The sequence below is a fragment of the Micromonospora sp. NPDC049051 genome, assembly GCF_043197575.1.
Lineage (GTDB): Bacteria > Actinomycetota > Actinomycetes > Mycobacteriales > Micromonosporaceae > Micromonospora.
Map to the genome: position 1 here is coordinate 856106 of NZ_JBICTL010000004.1, position 19459 is coordinate 875564.

Annotated in this window: 22 protein-coding genes; 13 read left to right on the plus strand and 9 right to left on the minus strand. The window is 74.0% G+C overall.

Annotated elements, in window-relative coordinates; all coding sequences use genetic code 11:
- The first annotated feature begins 57 nt into the window (after positions 1 to 57).
- The 3 genes from ACGFIR_RS20715 to ACGFIR_RS20725 are packed head-to-tail and all read left to right on the plus strand — an operon-like array spanning position 58 to position 1276.
- Positions 58 to 384, plus strand: coding sequence for a DUF6158 family protein (locus tag ACGFIR_RS20715; protein ID WP_392999454.1), 327 nt, complete (start codon positions 58 to 60; stop codon positions 382 to 384).
- Complete coding sequence (locus tag ACGFIR_RS20720) at positions 384 to 704, plus strand: hypothetical protein (RefSeq protein ID WP_392999173.1); 321 nt, start codon at positions 384 to 386, stop codon at positions 702 to 704. Before ACGFIR_RS20715 ends, ACGFIR_RS20720 begins: the two co-directional genes overlap by 1 nt.
- Before the next feature lie 35 nt (positions 705 to 739).
- The gene (locus ACGFIR_RS20725) at positions 740 to 1276 is read left to right on the plus strand and encodes a DUF1360 domain-containing protein (protein ID WP_392999175.1); all 537 of its coding nucleotides are present in this window, start codon (positions 740 to 742) and stop codon (positions 1274 to 1276) included.
- A 150-nt stretch (positions 1277 to 1426) separates the two neighbouring features.
- Here the strand turns inward: ACGFIR_RS20725 and ACGFIR_RS20730 are convergent, their stop codons facing one another.
- The 3 genes from ACGFIR_RS20730 to ACGFIR_RS20740 form a co-directional block, all read right to left on the minus strand.
- Positions 1427 to 1636 (minus strand): hypothetical protein, encoded by a 210-nt coding sequence (locus ACGFIR_RS20730; RefSeq protein WP_392999177.1) that lies wholly within the window; start codon positions 1634 to 1636, stop codon positions 1427 to 1429.
- Between the two features lie 59 nt (positions 1637 to 1695).
- Positions 1696 to 1944 (minus strand): hypothetical protein, encoded by a 249-nt coding sequence (locus ACGFIR_RS20735; RefSeq protein WP_392999456.1) that lies wholly within the window; start codon positions 1942 to 1944, stop codon positions 1696 to 1698.
- A 377-nt stretch (positions 1945 to 2321) separates the two neighbouring features.
- Positions 2322 to 3419, minus strand: coding sequence for a 3-deoxy-7-phosphoheptulonate synthase (locus ACGFIR_RS20740; RefSeq protein ID WP_393146626.1), 1098 nt, complete (start codon positions 3417 to 3419; stop codon positions 2322 to 2324).
- Positions 3420 to 3737: 318 nt separating this feature from the next.
- Here ACGFIR_RS20740 and ACGFIR_RS20745 point away from each other — a divergent pair, with 318 nt between their 5' ends.
- Positions 3738 to 3953 carry a hypothetical protein gene (locus ACGFIR_RS20745; RefSeq protein WP_393146514.1) on the plus strand — a complete coding sequence of 72 codons (216 nt, stop codon included), beginning with the start codon at positions 3738 to 3740 and terminating at the stop codon, positions 3951 to 3953.
- Here the strand turns inward: ACGFIR_RS20745 and ACGFIR_RS20750 are convergent.
- On the minus strand, positions 3920 to 4660 hold the full coding sequence (locus tag ACGFIR_RS20750) for a phosphodiesterase (protein ID WP_393146516.1): 741 nt from the start codon (positions 4658 to 4660) through the stop codon (positions 3920 to 3922). The two genes, ACGFIR_RS20745 and ACGFIR_RS20750, sit on opposite strands and share 34 nt — an antisense overlap.
- Before the next feature lie 90 nt (positions 4661 to 4750).
- On the opposite strand from ACGFIR_RS20750, the gene ACGFIR_RS20755 reads away from it, so the two are divergent.
- From ACGFIR_RS20755 to ACGFIR_RS20790, 8 genes are all read left to right on the plus strand, one after another.
- The gene (locus ACGFIR_RS20755; protein WP_393146518.1) at positions 4751 to 6043 is read left to right on the plus strand and encodes a M16 family metallopeptidase; all 1293 of its coding nucleotides are present in this window, start codon (positions 4751 to 4753) and stop codon (positions 6041 to 6043) included.
- Positions 6043 to 7389, plus strand: a complete 1347-nt coding sequence (locus tag ACGFIR_RS20760) for a M16 family metallopeptidase (protein WP_392999185.1) — start codon at positions 6043 to 6045, stop codon at positions 7387 to 7389. The genes ACGFIR_RS20755 and ACGFIR_RS20760 overlap by 1 nt, the downstream gene beginning before the upstream one ends.
- A 259-nt stretch (positions 7390 to 7648) precedes the next feature.
- Positions 7649 to 8674 carry an aspartate-semialdehyde dehydrogenase gene (locus tag ACGFIR_RS20765; RefSeq protein WP_392999187.1) on the plus strand — a complete coding sequence of 342 codons (1026 nt, stop codon included), beginning with the start codon at positions 7649 to 7651 and terminating at the stop codon, positions 8672 to 8674.
- 123 nt (positions 8675 to 8797) lie between these two features.
- Positions 8798 to 9238, plus strand: coding sequence for a PPOX class F420-dependent oxidoreductase (locus ACGFIR_RS20770; protein WP_393146520.1), 441 nt, complete (start codon positions 8798 to 8800; stop codon positions 9236 to 9238).
- A gap of 97 nt (positions 9239 to 9335) precedes the next feature.
- Positions 9336 to 9752: a CBS domain-containing protein gene (locus tag ACGFIR_RS20775; protein WP_392999191.1), complete on the plus strand. Its 417-nt coding sequence runs from the start codon at positions 9336 to 9338 to the stop codon at positions 9750 to 9752.
- A 161-nt stretch (positions 9753 to 9913) separates the two neighbouring features.
- Positions 9914 to 10300, plus strand: a complete 387-nt coding sequence (locus ACGFIR_RS20780; RefSeq protein WP_393146522.1) for an SCP2 sterol-binding domain-containing protein — start codon at positions 9914 to 9916, stop codon at positions 10298 to 10300.
- Positions 10300 to 12360: a glycogen debranching N-terminal domain-containing protein gene (locus tag ACGFIR_RS20785; RefSeq protein WP_393146524.1), complete on the plus strand. Its 2061-nt coding sequence runs from the start codon at positions 10300 to 10302 to the stop codon at positions 12358 to 12360. Before ACGFIR_RS20780 ends, ACGFIR_RS20785 begins: the two co-directional genes overlap by 1 nt.
- Before the next feature lie 165 nt (positions 12361 to 12525).
- Positions 12526 to 13284 (plus strand): lysophospholipid acyltransferase family protein, encoded by a 759-nt coding sequence (locus ACGFIR_RS20790; protein WP_393146526.1) that lies wholly within the window; start codon positions 12526 to 12528, stop codon positions 13282 to 13284.
- A gap of 142 nt (positions 13285 to 13426) precedes the next feature.
- Here ACGFIR_RS20790 and ACGFIR_RS20795 read toward each other — a convergent pair whose 3' ends face one another.
- From ACGFIR_RS20795 to ACGFIR_RS20815, 5 genes are all read right to left on the minus strand, one after another.
- On the minus strand, positions 13427 to 14146 hold the full coding sequence (locus ACGFIR_RS20795) for a hypothetical protein (protein ID WP_393146628.1): 720 nt from the start codon (positions 14144 to 14146) through the stop codon (positions 13427 to 13429).
- 73 nt (positions 14147 to 14219) lie between these two features.
- The gene (locus tag ACGFIR_RS20800; RefSeq protein WP_392999201.1) at positions 14220 to 14933 is read right to left on the minus strand and encodes a response regulator; all 714 of its coding nucleotides are present in this window, start codon (positions 14931 to 14933) and stop codon (positions 14220 to 14222) included.
- Positions 14906 to 16021 (minus strand): hypothetical protein, encoded by a 1116-nt coding sequence (locus ACGFIR_RS20805; RefSeq protein ID WP_393146630.1) that lies wholly within the window; start codon positions 16019 to 16021, stop codon positions 14906 to 14908. The genes ACGFIR_RS20800 and ACGFIR_RS20805 overlap by 28 nt, the downstream gene beginning before the upstream one ends.
- Before the next feature lie 49 nt (positions 16022 to 16070).
- A complete protein-coding gene (locus ACGFIR_RS20810; protein WP_393146528.1) occupies positions 16071 to 17249 on the minus strand; it encodes a sensor histidine kinase in 1179 nt (392 codons plus the stop codon).
- A gap of 198 nt (positions 17250 to 17447) precedes the next feature.
- Positions 17448 to 18341 carry a septum formation family protein gene (locus tag ACGFIR_RS20815; RefSeq protein WP_393146530.1) on the minus strand — a complete coding sequence of 298 codons (894 nt, stop codon included), beginning with the start codon at positions 18339 to 18341 and terminating at the stop codon, positions 17448 to 17450.
- A gap of 148 nt (positions 18342 to 18489) precedes the next feature.
- On the opposite strand from ACGFIR_RS20815, the gene ACGFIR_RS20820 reads away from it, so the two are divergent.
- Complete coding sequence (locus ACGFIR_RS20820) at positions 18490 to 19071, plus strand: hypothetical protein (RefSeq protein ID WP_393146532.1); 582 nt, start codon at positions 18490 to 18492, stop codon at positions 19069 to 19071.
- Positions 19072 to 19459: the final 388 nt, after the last annotated feature.

Here is a 19459-nt window from a genome sequence, read left to right on the forward strand (position 1 = left end):
GTGCCACCCCGTGTGGGCATCCGTCTAGACGCGAGCCCAAACCAGAGCAGGGGGTCGATCATGACGGGATCGGTACGGCAGGACGACTTCGGCAGCCCGGAGCAACGGATGCCCGAGTGGGACGGCGACCATGTCCACGACAGGGCCTCCGGCGAGGCGGATCCGATCGACGGCGAGCTGCCCGGCGTCGATCCCGCCGAGCTGGCCGACGAGGACCTGATCCGGGAGATGCACAGCCTGCACCGCACCCGGCTGGACACCCTCCGCCACGCCGCGGACTCCGCGCTCGCCACCCACCTGCGACGCACCGCCGAGCTGGAGACCGAGTACCTCGCCCGGCACCCCGGTCGCGAGGTCGACCCGAGCCGGCTGCGGGACGTGTGATGGCGTACGCCGAGCGCGGGATGTCCGCGCCACCGGAGGTGGTGTTCAACACCGCCACGGACCCCGCCCGGGCGTCGGCGTGGCTGCCCGAGCCGCTGCGGGGCGACGGCAGCCCGGCGGAGGAGGTCAGCGTGGAGGAGCTGCGGGCCCGGTGGAGCGCCGCCGAGGACTGGTCCGCCGAGCTCCGGGTCGACCCCGCCCAGGCGGGTGGCGCCCGGATGCGGCTCGACCTGACCGGCGGACCGGACGCCGAGCGGCTGGCCGACGAGGCGCTGGACAGCCTCGCCCGGGAGGTCGCCGACAACCTGCAGGCCGGCTGAGGCCGGGATCCGACCGAGAAGACCGAGGAGACCGGGTGACCGCCCTGAAGGACAAGGTGGCGCGACTGCGCCAGGCGTACGCGCCGCACGAACACCGGCCGCTGGGCGGCTACCTGGCGGCGATGGGAACCTACGCCGGGGTGACCGCCGGCATCGCCGGTCTGGTCAAGGTCACCGGCCGGCAGGTGCCCGACCGGCCCAGCCCGGCCGACGTGGTGCTGCTCGGCATCGCCACCCACAAGCTGAGCCGGCTGCTGTCGAAGGACGCGGTGACCAGCCCGCTGCGGGCGCCGTTCACGCGGTACGACAAGCCGATCGGCAGCGGCGAGGTGATGGAGCAGGTCCGGGACCAGGGCAGCTCCGCCCGGCACGCCATCGGCGAGCTGTTGAGCTGCCCGTTCTGCCTCGCCGTCTGGGTCGCCACCGGGCTCACGGGCGGGCTGGTGCTCGCCCCCCGGCTGACCCGCCTGGTGGCGACCGCGCTGACCGCCGTGGCCGCCTCGGACTTCCTCCAGATGGCGTACGCGGTGGCCCAGCAGGCCGCCGAGGGCGGCGGCCACGACGAGGACTGAGAAAGCGGTAGGACGAAGGGGCCGGCTGCGCGCCGGCCCCTTCGTCGTGTCGTCGTCCTGCCGTTCCTCGTTCCGCCGCGCGGGCGGGGATCGGGTCGGGCCCTCCGCCGCGGGGGAGGGGGTCGGGCCCCGCCTCGCCCCGGCGGGGGATCAGGTCGGGGTCGTGCCGTGGTCCTCGCCGGCCCAGCCGCGGGAGGCCTCCGGCTCGCGCTCGTCGGCGTCCGCGCCGGTGATCACGTCCCGGTCGACCGCCGTGCGGTCGTGCTCGTTGGCGAAGTCCGGCTCCGGCAGGGTGTCCCGGCCCTCGGGGGGTTGACCGAGCGCCGGCAGTTTCTCGTGCTCTTCCTCGTGGTGGGACATCTCGCTCTCCTCACTGCCTCGTCGGCCTCCGGTGCGGGAGGCCGTCCGTGCCGCCGGCGTCAGGTGACCGAACCGCCGAGCAGGTCGGCCACCTCGTCCACGGCGTACTCGCCCTCCGGCAGGGCGGCGATGCGGGTGAGGAGCTGCGCGGGCAGTTCCGCGGCGACGGCCCGGCGGTAGATGTCCGCCTGACTGATCCGCTCCTGGCCGCGATAGAGATCATCGAGCAGTTCGTCGAGGGGCCGGGTGTCCGGCTCCTCGATCACGGGCGCGTCCGTCACGGGTGCGTCGTCGGTCACGACGGTCAGCTACCCGCGTCCGAATCGGTCAAACGTCACCGCGCTCCGGCGCCGTCCGTACCCGCGCAGCTCGGCGCCGTCGTCCGTGCCCGTCCAACTCGGCGCCGCCCATGCCCGTGTCGGCGCGGAGCCGCCGAGTTGTGACGGTGGTCATGGCGGAGGGCGGAACACCGGCGGCGGGTCGCCCGTTGACTGAGGTGTCGGTGTGTCCAGTGTCCCCGGGCCTCACCTAAATCGCCTTCGCGGAATACCGTCCGGCTGGAGCCGCGTCGCGCCACTCGCCGAGAGGCGACCTGCACACCGACACCGGTGCCGCCCCCGAGCCTCAGGGCCCGGGGGCGGCACTGTCTCTCCCGTCGCACCCGGGCCCGCCCCCGGATGCGGGCTCAGGCGGGGGTGGGGGCGGGGGTACGGCGGCGGGTGCGGACGGCGGCGGCCAGGTGGTTGAGGACCTCCTCCGTGGTGTCCCAGCCGATGCAGGCGTCGGTGACCGACTGGCCGTACGTCAGCTCGCGGGTCGGGTCGAGGTCCTGCCGGCCGGGGAGCAGGAAGCTCTCCAGCATGATCCCGACGATGCCGCGCTGGCCGGCGTCGAGCTGGGCGGCCACGTCCGCGGCCACCCTCGGCTGGTTGCGGTGGTCCTTGCCGCTGTTGGCGTGGCTCGCGTCGATCACCACGCGCTCGGGCAGGTTGGCCGCCCGCAGCAGCCCCAGCGCGCCGGCGACCGACTCGGCGTCGTAGTTGGGCCGTCCACCACCGCCGCGCAGCACCAGGTGCCCGTCGGCGTTCCCCCTGGTGTGCAGGATCGCCGGCGTGCCCGAGACGTCGATGCCGGGGAAGACGTGGGGTACGCCGGCGGCCCGGATCGCGTCCACGGCGGTGCCGATGCTGCCGTCCGGGCGGTTCTTCATGCCGATCGGCATCGACAGGCCCGAGGCGAGCTGCCGGTGCACCTGGCTCTCCACCGTGCGGGCGCCGATCGCACCCCACGCCACCGTGTCGGCGATGTACTGCGGAGTGATCGGGTCGAGGAACTCGCAACCGACCGGGAGCCCGAGGCGCAGCACGTCCAGCAGGAGCGCGCGGGCGGTGCGCAGACCGGTGTTGACGTCGCCCGAACCGTCCAGCCCGGGGTCGTTGATCAGGCCCTTCCAGCCCACGGTCGAGCGCGGCTTCTCGAAGTAGACCCGCATCACCACCAGCAGGTCGTCGGCCACCCGGGCGGCGGCGGCGCGGAGCAGGTGGGCGTACTCCAGGGCGGCGGCCGGGTCGTGCACCGAGCACGGGCCGACCACCACCAGCAGGCGGTCGTCGGCGCCGTCCAGCACCCGGCCGACGGCGCGTCGCCCGGCCAGCACGGCCGAGGCGAGCGCGTCGTCGAGGGGCAGTTCGTGGTGCAGCAGGGCCGGGGTGGTCAGCGGCACGACGCGGTCGATCCGCTGATCGCTGACCCGATCGGTCTCCGGGGTCGTCACGGTGGGAATCCTTCCGCCGACCGTGCCCCGGGGCCGGTGCCCGGGTCGAGCCGGCTGCTCGTACGCAAAAGGGCAGGAACGAAAGCTCCTGCCCGGCCGGCTCGAAAGTGGTGACGTCAGATCATGGTGAAGTCACCGGCGTGCGAGCCGGCTCCCTAAACCATCGATACGAACGCGTCACGCCGCCCAGCCTACCCGACGGCCCGGGAAGTTCCACGCCGGTGTCGCCGACGGGGCGGGCGGCGGCCGGGACCGCGGCGGACCTACCGCCGCACCGGTCGCGATCATGCGGCGTGCCGGGCGTGCCGGCGGGGTATGTGTGCGGCCATGACTGACGAACCGAGCGACCAGGAACGGGTGGAGTCCCGCGCGCACCTGCTGCCCGAGGAGGCGGCGGTGGGCAGCGACGACCCCCACGCCCAGGCGGAGGCGATCCTCGCCGAGTCCGACATCCGGGAGGAGGACCGCAACGCCGCCCCGGACACCGTGCTGGAGCAGCGCACCTCCGATCAGACCGTGACCCCCGTCGAACCCCCCGACTGAGCCACGGCGCCCCGGGCCCGTTGCGAGCCCCGGTAGGTCCGCGCCCGCAGCCAGGCGATCGGGCCGAGCGCCCGCAGCCCCGGCGGCAGGTTGCCGACCGGGTCGAAGGCCAGCGCCGCGTCCTCCCGGGCACTGAGCTGGGCGCCGAGTTCGACCTGGCCGAACGGCCGCCACGGCCCGACGGCGGACGCGACCGCGAGCACCAGGCGCGGCGCGTCCGCCCGGGCGGCGTCCGCCACCTCGGCGAGGCTGCGCCCCAGGTCGGGGGAGTCCGGGTCGGCCAGTGCCGCCAGGAAGAGCCGCCGCCGGCCCGCGCGCAACGGCATGATCGTGCTGTACGTCCCCGCGACGCGTCGCCGGGGCAGTGGCAGGTTCCGCAGCAGCGGCGCTGCCCCACTGGAGCTGACCAGCAGGTCGAACGGCCGTCCGGCCTCCCGGTACAGCCGTACCGCCAGCCCCAGCACGTCCGGCCAGCCGTCCGGGGTCGGTACGCCCCGGGAGAGCCGGACGGCGGCCGGGTAGCGCCCCGGATCGTCCAGCGTCGGCACCCCAGTCGGCGGTCCCGGCGTACCCCAGACGACGACCTCGCCCGCGAACGAGCGACCCGCCGGGTGCAGCAGGCGGGCCCGGCGCAGCCGGGTCAGGGCGGCGGTCGCGCGCTCGACCACGACGGCGGCCCGGTCGGTCACGGCGGAGGCAGGCGGCATGCTTCCCCGGTACCCGCCCGTCCCCGGTCGATGCCTCGCCGTGTGCGGCGCGTCCCCTTTCCGTGCAGCTGATCGGATAGCGTCGTGGCCATGCCCGACAGCGGTTACCCCTGGCCCATCGAGACCACCCGACTGGACAACGGCCTGCGCGTGGTGGTGAGTGAGGACCGCACCGCCCCGGCGGTCGCCGTGAACCTCTGGTACGACGTCGGCTCCCGGCACGAACCCGAGGGGCAGACGGGCTTCGCCCACCTCTTCGAGCACCTGATGTTCGAGGGCTCGGTCAACGTGGCGAAGACCGAGCACATGAAGCTGGTGCAGGGCTCGGGCGGCTCGCTCAACGCCACCACCAACCCGGACCGCACCAACTACTTCGAGACCGTCCCCGCCGAGCACCTGGAGCTGGCGCTCTGGCTGGAGGCCGACCGGATGGGCGGCCTGGTGCCCGCGCTGACCCAGGAGACGCTGGACAACCAGCGGGACGTGGTCAAGAACGAGCGGCGCCAGCGCTACGAGAATGTGCCCTACGGGGACTCCTGGCTGCGGCTGCTGCCGCTGCTCTACCCGCCCGGGCACCCCTACCACCACGCCACGATCGGGTCGATGGCCGATCTCAACGCCGCCGACCTGGCCACCTTCCAGGCGTTCCACCAGACGTACTACGCGCCCAACAACGCGGTGCTCACCGTGGTGGGCGACGCCTCGGCCGCCGAGGTGTTCGCGCTGGCCGACAAGTACTTCGGCGCGATCCCGCCCCGGGCGGAGATCCCGCCCGCCCCGGACGGCCGCGACGTGCCGCGTACCGGCGGGCCCGCGCTGGAGACGGTCACCGCCGACGTGCCGGCGCCACGCGTCTACGTCGCGCACCGTACCCACCCGTTCGGCAGCCCCGGCTACGACGTGACGACGGTGCTCGCCACCGTGCTGGGCAGCGGCCGGGGCAGCCGCCTCTACCAGCGCCTCGCCGACGGGGAGCGGATCGCCCAGCCCGACCTCGTCGGGGCGTACGGGGTGGACCTGGCGCACGCCCCCGCGCCGCTGATCGCCACCGCCACGGCCCGCCCCGGGGTGAGCGCCGAACGGCTGGCCGCCGGGCTGGCCGAGGTGGTCGACGAGCTGGCCACCGTCCCGGTCACCGCCGCCGAACTGGACCGGGCCAAGGCCCTGCTCAGCACGTCGTGGTGGCGGCAGATGTCGACGGTGGACGGCCGGGCGGACACGCTCGGGCGCTACGCCACGCAGTTCGGCGACCCGGCGAAGGCCGGGGAACGGCTGCCGGCCTGGCTGGCGGTGACCGCCGAGCAGATCGCCGAGACCGCCGCCGAGGTGCTCGCCGCCGCCGACCGGGTGACCCTGACCTACCTGCCCGAGGAGAAGCCCTGATGACGCTGATCGCTGACCGTCCCGGGCCGGGTGCCGCCCGCCCGTACCGGTTCCCGCAGGTGGTCCGCCGCACGGTGGCCGGTGGTCAGGTGGTCGCCGCGCACCTGCCCGGGCAGAACCTGGCCGTGGCGCTGCTGCTGCTCGACGCGGGCGCCGGCCGCGAGCCGCTCGGCAAGGAGGGGCTCGGCGCGGTGCTCGCCAAGGCCCTGGAGGAGGGGACGGCGCAGCGCGACGCGACGGCGTACGCGCTGGCCATCGAGGGGCTCGGCACCGAGCTGGTGATCGGGCTGGACTGGGACTCCTTCCAGGTCAGCGTGCAGGTGCCGGTGGAGCGGCTGAGTGCCGCCGTGGAGCTGCTCGCCGAGGCGGTGCGTACCCCGAAGCTGGACCCGGACGACGTGCGGCGGGTCCGCGACGACGAGGCGACCGCGCTGCGGATGGACTGGGCCAACCCGGGCCCCCGGGCCGACGCGGCGCTGCGTGCCGACCTGTTCGGCGCCGGGAGCCGGTGGGGCCGCCCCATGTACGGCGACCCGGAGTCGGTGGCGGCGCTGGACGTCGAGGACGTCACGGTCTTCCACTCCGAGTGGTTCATCCGCCCCGGCACGCTGATCGTCGCGGGTGACCTGGACCGGTTGGACCTGGACGCGCTCGGGGCGGCGGCGTTCGCCGGCACCGGCGGCGGGCCGGTCGACCGGGGCGGCCCGATCGAGGTGCCGGCCCGCCCCGGCCGGCGGTTCATCCTGGTGGACCGGCCCGGATCGGTGCAGTCCACGCTGCGGCTGGGTCACCCGTCACCGCACCGGGCCCACCCCGACCACGTGCCGATGACGCTCGCCGGCACGGTGCTCGGCGGGGCGTTCACCTCCCGGCTCAACCACCTGATCCGTGAGGTGCACGGCTACACGTACGGCATCCGGGGCGACTTCGCCTCGTCCCGCCGGTTCGGTCGGTTCCTGGTCAGCTCCGGGGTGCAGACGGCCGTCACCGCGCCGGCCATCGTCGAGGCGGTCGGCGAGATCACCCGTACCCGGCAGACCGGGGTGACCGAGGAGGAGCTGGAGGTCGCGCGTTCCTGGCGGGCCGGGCAGCTCTCGGTCGAGCTGCAGAGCCCCCGGGCGATCGCCTCCGCGCTGACCACCCTGGTCGTGCACGACCTGCCGGACGACTACCACGCCCGGCTGCGGGAGTCGCTGCTCGCCGCCGACGTGGCCCAGGTCTCCGCGGCGGCGGCCACGCACCTGCGCCCGGAGGAGCTCACCCTCGTGGTGGAGGGCGACGCGGCGGCGATCCGCGACGAACTCGTCGCCACCGGCCTCGGCGAACTGGTCGAACCCGCCTCCTGACCGGGCCGGGGCGGTGTGACTTGGGTCGCGCCGCCCCGGGCCGGCGCCGCGTCCCGCACCGGGACGGTCGGCGTGGATGCTGCGGCGGTCCGCCCCGCCGGCTGACGATCCTTTCGTGCCACCGGCCCTCGTGACGGTGTCGTTCCGTCCCGTGGCCGTTCCGCCGTGACCGCCGCGACGCCCCGGCGGGGCCGCCGCCGGCCCCGGTCGGTGGGAAAGCGTTCCCGGTCGGGCCGCCGGGCTGGGTAGCCTCGCGGGCATGAGGATCGGCATTGTGGGGGCCACCGGCCAGGTCGGTGGCGTGATGCGGCAGGTGCTGGCGGAGCGGGAGTTCCCGGCGGAGCAGGTGCGGTTGTTCGCCTCGGCGCGGTCGGCCGGGCGCACCCTGCCCTGGCGCGACGGCGAGGTGACCGTGGAGGACGCGGCCACCGCCGACTACTCCGGGCTCGACATCGCGCTCTTCTCCGCCGGCAAGGGCACCGCGAAGGAGCTCGCGCCCCGGGTCGCCGCCGCGGGCGCCGTCGTCATCGACAACTCGTCGGCGTTCCGCATGGACCCCGAGGTGCCGCTGGTCGTCGCCGAGGTCAACCCGCACGCCGCCGCCGTACGCCCCAAGGGGATCATCGCCAACCCGAACTGCACGACGATGGCCGCGATGCCCGTGCTGCGCCCGCTGCACGCCGAGGCGGAGCTGGTCAGCCTGGTCGTCTCGACGTACCAGGCGGTCTCCGGCGCAGGCCTCGCCGGTGTCGCCGAACTCGACGAGCAGGTCCGCAAGGTCGCCGAGCACGCCACCGGCCTCGCCTTCGACGGTGCGGCCGTGGAGTTCCCGGCCCCCCGCTCGTTCGCCCGGCCGATCGCGTTCAACGTGCTCCCGCTCGCCGGCTCGATCGTCGACGACGGCAGCTTCGAGACCGACGAGGAGCAGAAGCTGCGCAACGAGAGCCGCCGCATCCTGGAGATCCCCGGGCTGCGCGTCTCCGGCACCTGCGTCCGGGTGCCCGTGTTCACCGGCCACTCGCTCCAGATCAACGCCCGGTTCGCCCGCCCGATCACCCCGCAGCGGGCCCGCGAGCTGCTCGACGGCGCCCCCGGCGTGGCGCTCGCCGACGTGCCGACCCCGTTGCAGGCCGCCGGCCAGGACCCGACCTACGTCGGCCGGATCCGCGCCGACGAGACCGTCGAGCACGGCCTCGCCCTGTTCTGCTCCAACGACAACCTGCGCAAGGGCGCCGCGCTCAACGCGGTGCAGCTCGCCGAGCTGGTCGCCGCCGAGCGCCGCTGACCGACGTGCTCCGCGGGGCCCCGCCGGCTTCGGCGGGGCCCCGGCGCGTTCGGCGTACGGCACGGCCGGGCGTGCGCCGTGGTTCGATGGGTACGCCGTGACCGGTCGAGCGGGAGGTTTGCCGTGGCGGACGACGAGACCCAGCGGACGTTGACGGAGCTGATCGCCGGCCACCGGATGGGGGTGCTGGCGACGCTCCGGCGCGACGGACGCCCGCAGCTGTCCACCGTGATCTACGCCTTCGACAGCGCCTCGGCCCTGATCCGCGTCTCGGTGACCGACGGCCGGGCCAAGACCGCCAACCTGCGCCGGGACCCGCGCGCCTCCTTCCACGTCAGCAGCGGCGACGGCTGGGCGTACGCGGTCGCGGAGGCGCGCGCCGAGCTGACGCCGGTGGCCGCCGACCCGAAGGACGCGACCGTGACGGAGCTGGTCGACCTCTACCGGGCGATCCAGGGGGAGCACCCGGACTGGGCCGACTACCGGCGGGCGATGGTCGCCGAGGGACGTCTCGTGCTCCGGCTGCACGTCGAACGCCTCTACGGCGTCCCGCCGCGCGCCTGACCAGCCCCGCCGACGCGGCTCCGGCCCCGGGGCGCCGCGCGTTACCCCGTCCCGGTCGGCGGGTAGACGGCGGTGCCGACACCGAGAGGGGAGCACCATGACAACGGTCGGAGAGTTCATGACGACCCGGTTGGTGACGATGGACGGCAACGAGACGCTGATCGCCGCCGCCCGGGAGATGCGCGACAGCGCCATCGGCGACGTGGTGGTGACCAACGGTGACGATGTGATCGGCATCGTGACGGACCGGGACATCACGGTGCGGGGCGTGGCGGAGAACATGGACCCGAACTCGACCCCGCTCAACGCGGTCACCAGCAAGGACGTGATCACGGTGAGCCAGTACGACGACGCGGTCGCCGCCGCCGACCTGATGCGCACGTACGCCGTCCGCCGGCTGCCGGTCATCGACGACGGGCGGCTGGTCGGCCTGGTCTCGATGGGTGACCTCGCGGTGGAGCGGGAGCCGCAGTCGGTGCTCGCGGACATCAGCGCCGACGAACCGAACAACTGACGTACGCCTCGGCGCGCCGGCTCCCCGGGTGGGAGCCGGCGCGCCGCTGCGCAGGGCCATCCCGACGGGCAGGCGACTCACCCGGTCCGGGCGAGGTTGGCCCGGCACCGGACGGGGACCCCGTGCCAGGGACATTGCCCGACGGGGGAGGAGAAGACCCGATGGCGGACGCGACGACGAGGTTCCTCGAGGACCTCGACCGGCGGGAGTACGAACCCCTGCTGGCGAAGTCCTCCGGAAGCCTGCGCCTGGACCTGCACGAGGGGGCCCAGACGACGCACTGGCTGTTGCGCATCGACCGGGGCCGGGTGCGGGTGAGCCAGGACGACCGGGAGGCCGACACGGTTGTCGGCGTCAGCCCCGCGCTCTTCGAGGACATCGCCGCCGGCCGCGAGGGCGGGGTGGCGGCGATGCTGCGCGGCGACGTCACGGTGACGGGGGACCTCCGGTTGCTGCTCCAGGTGGAGCGGCTCTTCCCCAGCCACCCGGACGCCCGTGGCCCAAACAGCCCCTACCGGCGCATGCGGGCAGAGCGGGAGGTGCAGTGATGGGGCAGAGCAACACGATCCGGATCCTGGACGGCAGCACCTTCGTGGTGTCGGAGGACACCGGCGACATCGAGGCGACGCCGAGCGAGCCGACCGGGTTCTTCGCACTCGACACCCGGTTCCTGTCCACCTGGGTGCTGACGGTCAACGGGGAACGGCTCAACCCGCTCTCGTACGACGACCTCCAGTACTACGAGGCAAGGTTCTTCCTGGTGCCGGGGTTGGCGACGCACTACATCGACGCCAAGTTGTCGATCATCCGGGAGCGGGCGGTGGGGGGCAGCTTCCGCGAGACGCTCACCATCCTCAACCACGACGAGAAGCCGGTCGACCTGGAGATCAGGATGGACGCCGCGTCCGACTTCGCCGACCTGTTCCAGGTCAAGGACGAGATCCTCAACAAGAAGGGCGAGATCTACACGGAGGTCGAGCCCGACCGGCTGCGGCTGGGCTACCGGCGGGGCAACTACACCCGGGAGACGCTGATCTCCTCGTCCCAGGCGCCGCGCTACGACCGCAAGGGCTTCGCGTACTCGATCCACCTGGAACCGAACGAGCAGTGGGAAACCGAGATCAAGGTCGAGACCCTCGCGCTCGGCGCGGGTGGCCGGGACCTGCGGATCGGCGTGGGGGCGCACGGCGCGGAGCGGCAGGCCCTCCAGCACGACCTGGAGGAGTGGATCAAGAAGGCCCCCAAGGTCAACAGCCAGCACGACCGGGTGGCCGCGACGTACCGACGCAGCCTGGTCGACCTGGCGGCGCTGCGCTTCTCGCCGCTCTCCCTCGGTGGGGCGACGTTGCCGGCCGCCGGCCTGCCCTGGTTCATGACCATGTTCGGCCGGGACAGCATCCTGACCTGCCTGCAGACGCTGCCGTTCACGCCCGAGCTGTCGAAGACCACGCTGCGGATCCTGGCCGCGATGCAGGGCACCCGCTTCGACGACTTCCGGGACGAGGACCCGGGCCGCATCCTGCACGAGATGCGCTACGGCGAGACCGCCGCCTTCGAGGAACAGCCGCACTCGCCCTACTACGGGTCGGTGGACGCGACGCCGCTGTTCCTGGTGCTGCTCGACGAGTACGAGAGGTGGAGCGGCGACGTCGAGCTGGTCAGGGAGCTGGAGCGGGAGTGCCGGGCCGCGCTGCGGTGGATCGACGACTACGCCGACCTGGTCGGCACCGGCTACATCTGGTACGAGCGGCGCAACACCGACACCGGCCTGGAGAACCAGTGCTGGAAGGACTCCTGGGACTCCATCTCCTACCGCGACGGCAAGCTGCCGCCGTTTCCCCGGGCGACCTGCGAGGTGCAGGGGTACGCGTACGACGCGAAGCTGCGGGCCGCCCGGCTGGCCCGCGAGTTCTGGGCCGACCCGGAGTTCGCCGACCGGTTGGAGCGGGAGGCGGCGGCCCTCAAGGAGCGGTTCAACCGGGACTTCTGGGTGTCCGACGGCGAGTACTACGCCCTGGCCCTCGACCCGGACGGCCGCCAGTGCGACGTGTTGAGCTCCAACATCGGCCACCTGCTCTGGAGCGGCATCGTCGACGACGACCGGGCCGAGAGGATCGCCGAGCACCTGGTCGGGCCCCGGCTCTTCACCGGCTGGGGGGTACGCACGCTGGCCGAGGGCGAGGTGCGCTACAACCCGATCGGCTACCACAACGGCACGATCTGGCCGTTCGACAACTCGTTCATCGCCTGGGGCCTGCGCCGGTACGGCTTCGCCGAGGAGGCGGCCGTCATCGCCAACGGCATCCTCGACGCGGCCACCTACTTCGAGGGCCGGCTGCCGGAGGCGTTCGGGGGCTACCCCCGTGAGCTGACCAAGTTCCCGGTGGAGTACCCGACGGCGTGCAGCCCGCAGGCCTGGTCGACCGGCACACCGTTGCTGCTGCTGCGGACGATGCTCGGCCTGGAACCGCACGAGGGGCACCTCGCGGTGGAGCCCCGGTTGCCGATCGGCATGGGCCGGATCGAGGTGCTGGACATCCCGGGGCGGTGGGGGCGCGTGGACGCGTTCGCCCGGGGCCGCCTCGACCTGCACCGGCTCGGCGACTGAGCCACGCCGGTGCCGGCCTCCGCCAGGGCCGGCACCGGCGGACCAGCCGGCGTGCCGCGCGGTCCGATCGGCGCCGCCCGTCGCCGCCCGGCCGTTGTGTCGAAGGGCAGGTGGACACGGGGCCGCCATGGCGTGACTCCCAGGTGGGCAGGGTAAGTTCGCGCCATGCCGGAACTCGTGTACCCGCCCGTGATCGCCGCTGCCAAGACGATGTTCCGGGTCCTCGACCTGAAGATCACGATCGAGGGTGCCCACCACGTGCCGCGTACGGGCGGGGCGGTTCTGGCCAGCAACCACGTCAGCTACCTCGACTTCATCTTCTGCGGCCTGGGCGCGCACGGGTCGAAGCGGCTGGTGCGGTTCATGGCCAAGAAGTCCGTCTTCACACACAAGGTGTCCGGCCCGCTGATGCGCGGCATGCGGCACATCCCCGTGGACCGGCGGGCCGGCGCGGGGTCGTACGCGACGGCGGTCAGCGCCCTCAAGCGCGGCGAGGTGGTCGGCGTCTTCCCCGAGGCCACGATCAGCCGGTCGTTCACGGTCAAGGAACTGAAGAGCGGCACCACCCGGATGGCGTCCGAGGCCGGGGTGCCGGTGCTGCCGGTGGCGATCTGGGGCACGCAGCGGCTCTGGACCAAGGGCCGTCCGCGTACCCTCACCCGCCGGCACATCCCGATCACCATCCTCATCGGCGAGCCGATGGCCCCGGCCGACTACCCGGACGCCAACGCCATGACGGCCGACCTGAAGACGCGCCTGAGCGCACTGGTGGACCGGGCCCAGCGGGAGTACCCGGACGCGCCCGCCGGCCCCGACGACACCTGGTGGCTCCCCAGGCACCTCGGCGGCACCGCGCCGACCCTGGAGGAGGCCGTCGATCTGGAGGTCCGCCGCCGGGCCGCCGCGGTGGACCCGGACGCCTGAGCCGGCGGCCTGCGCCCCTCGACCACCGGCGGCCTGCCGTCCGCCAGGTGCGCGGTCAGAGGGCACTCGACCACCGGCGACCTCACCACGGCCTGCCGACTGGCGCCCGGGGTCGGAGCCCCACCTACGACCGTCGGCGGCCTCACCGGTGCCCGGACGCCGCGCCGGCCGCCGGCCCGCGCCAATCCCGGTCGGAGTGCCCCCGGTAGTAGTCGTCCCGGGAGTGGAACTCGACCGGCAGCGACCCGGGCAGGGTGATCCGGCTCTCGCCGGCACCCGGTCCGGCCCCGGCCCGCAGCGCCAGTACGTCCCGCTCCGGCGGTGACAGGTCCACCAGCTCGGGGTGGGTCAGCCGGAACGCGGCCACCGCGCGGCGCACCCGCCGGGCCAGCGCGACGACCTCCTCGGCGGGACCGGTGAGGCCGAGGGCCGGCTGCTGGATGGTGCGCAGCGCGTCGCACACCACCAGCAGGTGGGCGTGCTCCCCGGACCCCGCCGTCAGCAGCTCCAGCCGGGACGGCCACTGCCAGCGGATCTGGCCGCTGACCAGGCCCGGCAGCCGGACCCCCCGGCGGTGTCGCGCGCCGCCGGCCCCGTCGACCAGGGTGAGCTGGGGCGCGCCGCCGACGTACGCGATCCGCCGGTCGGTGACGGTGACCGCCACCGGCTCGGGCAGCGTCCACCGCCGCCGCGCCTCGGTCGGACCGAGCAGGTGCCCCGACGCGTGCAGCCGGTGCCGGGCGAGCACCCGCTCGCCGCCCTCGACGATCAACTCGTGCCGCCGGTCGAGCGCCGGGGCCACGTCGTCGTCCGCGTCGAAGCGGTGCGGGGCGATGAAGAAGGGGGCCGCGTCATCGTGCATCGTCATGACCTCCGGTGCCGACGCCATCTCACCACGAGCGTTGCCGACCCACGACCGGGTGTCATGACGCCCGTTAGGGGGTCGGCCGGTCGTAGGAAGCCTGTGACCGGTAGATGCCGATCTCCTCCGGCCGGACTAGGCCGTCCTCGATCGCCCGGGCGAGCAACGCCGCCTTCGTGGCGGCCGGACGCCCCGCTCGGGTGTATTTGATGCGCGCCCGGTCGACGTACTGCTTGACCGTGTGCTCGCTGATCCGCATCCGGCGGGCCACCGACGCCTTCGACATCGACTGGAACCACAGCAGCAGTGCCTCGCGTTCCTTGTCGGACAGGGCGGGTCGGTCCGGGCGGGGGTCACCCGCGATGGCACCCGCGAGCGCCGGCGGCACGTACGGGCGGTCGCTGGCGGCGGCCAGCACGGTGGCCACGCAGTGCTCCCGCCCCTCGTGCTTGGCCAGGAACGCGACCGCCCCGGCGTCCAGGGCGGCGAGCATCGTCGGGGGGTCGGTGTGCTCCGAGTAGACCACCACCCGCCGGCCGGCCGTACTCAGCTCGGCGAGCTTGTCCAGCGCCATCCGTCCGTGCAGCCGCAGGTCGAGCAGGACCACGTCGGCGTCGGGGGCGGCCCGCAGCACCGCGTCGGGGTCGTCGCCGGTCGCCAGCACCCGCAGCCGGGGCTCGGCGGCCAGCCAGACGCGGACCCCCTCGATGACGACCGGATGGTCGTCGACGATCGCCACGCCAACGGGTCGGCCGCCGGTCACGCCCGCCACCGGGTCTGCGCCCATCTGATCTCCCCGTCCCGCTCGTAGAGGTACTCCACCCGCCCGTCGTCGCCTGGCGGCCCGGCGGTGTCGGGACCGGCCCGGTCGGGCGTGACCAGGCTGACCACCACCTCGTCGGCCCGGGCGACCACGGTCATCCGGGCCCAGCCGCGGGCGTCGGCCAACAGCGCGGTGAGCGGGTCGGCCAACCGGCGGCGTACCTGCACCGGCAGCGGCGGCGGGTCGCCGATCGTCACCAGGTCGATCGGCAGCCCGTTGCGTTCCGCCAGGTCGGCGGCGGCCCGCAGCTCGTGCAGCAGCGGGTCGGGCACGTCGTCGGACTCGGCGATGAGCCGGCGCAGCCGGGCGGCGGCCAGCACGGCCCGCCGCTGCACGGCCGGGTCGGCCGGGTCGGCCCGACCGTCGGCCAGCTCCGCGAGCACCTGCTCGGCGGCACCGCTGACCAGCGTCAGGCGGGCGCGACGCTCCTGCCGGGCCCGTTCGGCGGCGTCCCGTTCGGCTTCCGCCGCGTGCGCTGCCGCCGCCGCGTCGGCCCGCTGCCGGGCCAGCCTCGCGATCGCCGTGCCGCCCACGAAGACCGCCACCTGAAGGGTCGACGTGGCGTAGACGGACATGGCGTACCGGGCCAGGTCGGCGGGGGCGGTCGCGCCGTGGCCGAGCACCCCGGCCAGCGCGATCAGCGCGTGCACGCCCAGCGTCGCGATCAGCCCGGACGTCCGCCGCCCCCAGAGCACCATGACGAAGAACCAGCCGAGGGTGCCCCAGACCCAGTTCGCGGCGGCGAAGAGCTGCCGCTCACCGGCCGCCGCGAACACCACCGCGTCGACCACCAGCAGCAGCGCGGCCAGCGGCCAGGCGGGCAGGGGCGCGCCGCGCAGCAGCCGGTAGCCGGCCAGCGCCCCGACCGCCGCCACGAGCAGCCAGCCGGCGAGAACCACCTCCGGCGCGGCGAACTCGGCCCGGGCCGCCAGCGCCGCGGGCAGCGCGATCGCCGCGTGCCAGGCCAGCGCGATGACCACGGCGACGATGCGGGCGCCGCGGTCGGAGGCGTCGGCCACGGCCGCCGCCGGGTCCGCCGAGGGCCGGCCCATCTCCGGCGTACGCGCTGCCGGCACCGCCGTGGCGGGTGGCGCCGTCGTCTCAGTCGACACCGGGCCACTCCAACCGGATCCGGGTACCGGCACCGGGGCACGATTCGATCTCCGCGCGCCCGCCCACCGTGGACATCCGGCCGCGTACCGACTCGCGTAGTCCGTACCGGTGCGCGGGGACGGCGGCCGGGTCGAAACCCGGACCGTCGTCGACCAGCTCCACCACGACGGTGTCGGCGACCCGGGCCAGCCGCAGCGTGGCGGACGCGCCCGGCGCGTGCCGGACCACGTTGGACAGCGCGGCGTACGTGCTCTCGGCGAGCGCCTCCGCGACCGGCGCCGGCACGACGCACGGCGCCAGCTTGACGGTGACCGGCAGTTCGGGCAGCCGGGCGAGCACCGCCCGCAGCCGCTCGTCCAGGGGCACCGGCCCCTCCTCGGGGGCGGACCGCGCGTCGGCCAGCGCGGTGAGGGTACGCAGGTCGGCGGCGCACCGTTCGCGCAGCGCGGCGGACGGGCCGGCGACCGCGCCCAGCCCGATCATCGTCAGGGTGGCCAGCACCGTGTCGTGCAGATCCCGGTTCTGCCGCCGCTCCGCGTCCCGCGCGGTCCGGGCGACCAGCGACTCGCGGGTGAGCCGCTGGTGCGCGACGAAGGCGTCGTCGGCCCGACCGATCCGCCGCCGCATGATGGCGGTGATCACCGCACCGCAGGCCGTCTGCACCAGCAGCGTCGCCGCGTGCGCGGTGGCCTCGTCGGGCTGACCGGCGGCGTGCGCGCCGGCCGCGTAGGCCGCTGTCACCAGCAGTCCCGCCGGTAACGACCAGCGGACCGGGGCGTTGGCCTGCGCGTTGAGGACCGTGGTGCTGGCGAGCACCGCGATCCAGCTCACCTCGCCGGGCAGCACCTCCGGGGCCACCAGCACCGGCATCGCCAGGCACGCGGCGGCGGTCAGCGCCACGTCGCCGAGCACCATCGGACGGCCGATGCCGTGTCGCAGCGCGCGGAACGCGTACCAGACCGACCAGGCGGTCAGGGCCGCGACGGCCGGGACCAGCAGCGCCGGCTCGACGGGCGGGGTACGCACCGACAGGGCGACGACCGCGCCGATCAGGCCGCAGGCCAGTCGCAGCAGCGCCGGCAGGCGGGCGAAGATGAGGGTGAACGCGCCACCGGCCGGAGTGTCCAGCGTGGTCGGCGACGTGGTCGGGGCGGTAACGGCCGGCATCGGGAAAAGAGGCGTCCTTCTGCGACAACGACCCGATCCGGGCCAAAACGGGGGATCGACGCCGGAGAATAGCACGAGCATCCGCCCGCGATCACCCTCGGTGCGTGCCGTGTCGTCGGTCGGTCAGCGCTTCCCGGTGCGGGCACCGGACCGCTCACGGCACGCTGACCTGCCCGCGCTGCCCCTGCGGGCGCCCGGTCAGTTGATCGGGAGGACCTTCGTCCCGCCGCCCGCGATCGACCGGGTCAGCTTCTTGCCGCTGGACCAGTACCAGCAGCGCACACCCCGGTCGCCGCGCGCCCACGCCTGCTCCGACGGGAACCGGTACGTGCTGCCCGTGCGGTAGCGGAGCATCCCGTCGACCGGCACCTTCGCGTAGCGGGCGATGACCGGCCGGCACTTCGCGTGGACGGCCTTCTCGTCCTTCGTCGCGTCCTCGTAGGAGACGTCGGGCGCGGTCCAGACGCCCACGTACTCGAAGCGGTGCACCTTGGTGCACGGGACCGCCAGCAGGTTCGACCACTCGTCCTCCTCGGCGCAGCCGTACCGCAGCGGGGTGGCCGCCTTCAGCACGCCACGCAGGCTGCCCGCCCGGTTGACGGCCAAGTCGTTGTCGCCGTTGGCGCCGCTTACCGGGTCGAGCTCGAAGAGATCGCACCGGTACCACCGGCTGCCGCCCGTCCAGCCCGCCGGCGACGTGGGTGCCACCTGCACCGACAGCCGGGCGTCGCGCCACTCGCCGCCGACGAACTCCTTGGCCTTGGCGTCGCATTCGGCGAACGCGGACCGCATCGCCGCCGACCCGACGCGGGGCGGGATCGGGCGGGCGGCCAGGTCGCCGGTGAACGTGCCGACGTGGAACGTCTCGACCAGGTGCGCCTTGGCGCAGTCCACCGGCTGGTGGCTGGTCAGGTAGGCGGTCGGCTCGGCGATGACGTGGCACTCGCCGGCCTGCGGCACGAACTGGCGGGCCTCGGCCACCGGCCGCCAGTCGTCGGTCAGGTCCCCGTCCGTGCCGGCCGGCGTGCCGCAACCGCTCACCGCCGCCGCTACCAGCGCCGCCGAAGCCGTGACGCCCCACCACCGTCGCATGTGGTCCTCCCCGTCCCCCGTGACAACCGGCGCAGCATAAGGCACCGGGCGCCTGCCCGGTCACCCGGCGACGCGGGCACCGCACAGCCGACCTTGGACGGCGGTGCTACCTTCACGCCATCGCCGCCGCACCGAGCCGGGAGCAACCGTGCAGAAGAGGTACGTGGGCCTGCTTGCCGTCGTCGTGGCGACGGCGTGTCTCGCCGTCGTCGGCACCCTCGGCGGCTGGTACCTGGCCGACCGGGGCGCATCCGACTCCACCTCCTCGGGCGGGGACGCCGCCACCACGGGCGCTACCGGCGGCCCTTCGACGGGCTCCGCGGAGACCGGCCCGTCGCCGACGAAGGAGCAGCCCGCGGGCCGGACGTACCGGCTCGATCAGTTGATGTACAGCCAGTCGGGCCTGACCGTCACCCTGGTCAGCGCGGAGAGCACCGACGGCAGGCTGCGGCTGAACCTCGCGTACCGCAACGGCACGTCGGTGGCGTGGCCGGTGAGCTGCCCGACCGTCGAGGTCGACCGGACCTCCTCGGAGATCGTCCTGTCGGACGGCCGGAGCGTGCGTCCCGAGTCCACCTGGTGCACCACGACCCGGCCCGGCGAGTCCTTCAGCATCGCCCCGGGCCAGCGGGTGGATAGTTGGGCCGTCTTCCCGGTGGCCGCGGAGACCGGCACGTCCTTCGAACTGGCCTGGTACGACTTCCCGACCCTCGACGTCCGACTCCGCTGATCCTCTCCTCTGGGCGCCCCGGCCCGCCTCGCGTCGTGGGCACCGGAGCACTCTTTACTGTTGATCGGTCCGCGCCGGGAAGCGGCAGTAGACCGCCGTCGCGTCGTCGGCGGCGGGCCGGTCGGATTCTCCGCAGCCTGGATCCGGTATCTCGAGCAGATCTTCACCTTCAACGGCGAGCCGTTCGACGTGCGCCTGCGAGTCATCCGGCTGGCGGAAGCAGACACCAGGTCGTTCGGCAGTCGCGTAATTGACTCATCCACCAGGTCGCGACGCCGCCTCACACCGTCGCTCGTGAATCGCAGTTTGCCCCTTCTTGTCAGACGACAAATTGACTTATACCCGCCCCAAGCTGCCTTGGTTGACGGTTACTTGCTCAGCTGCAAAG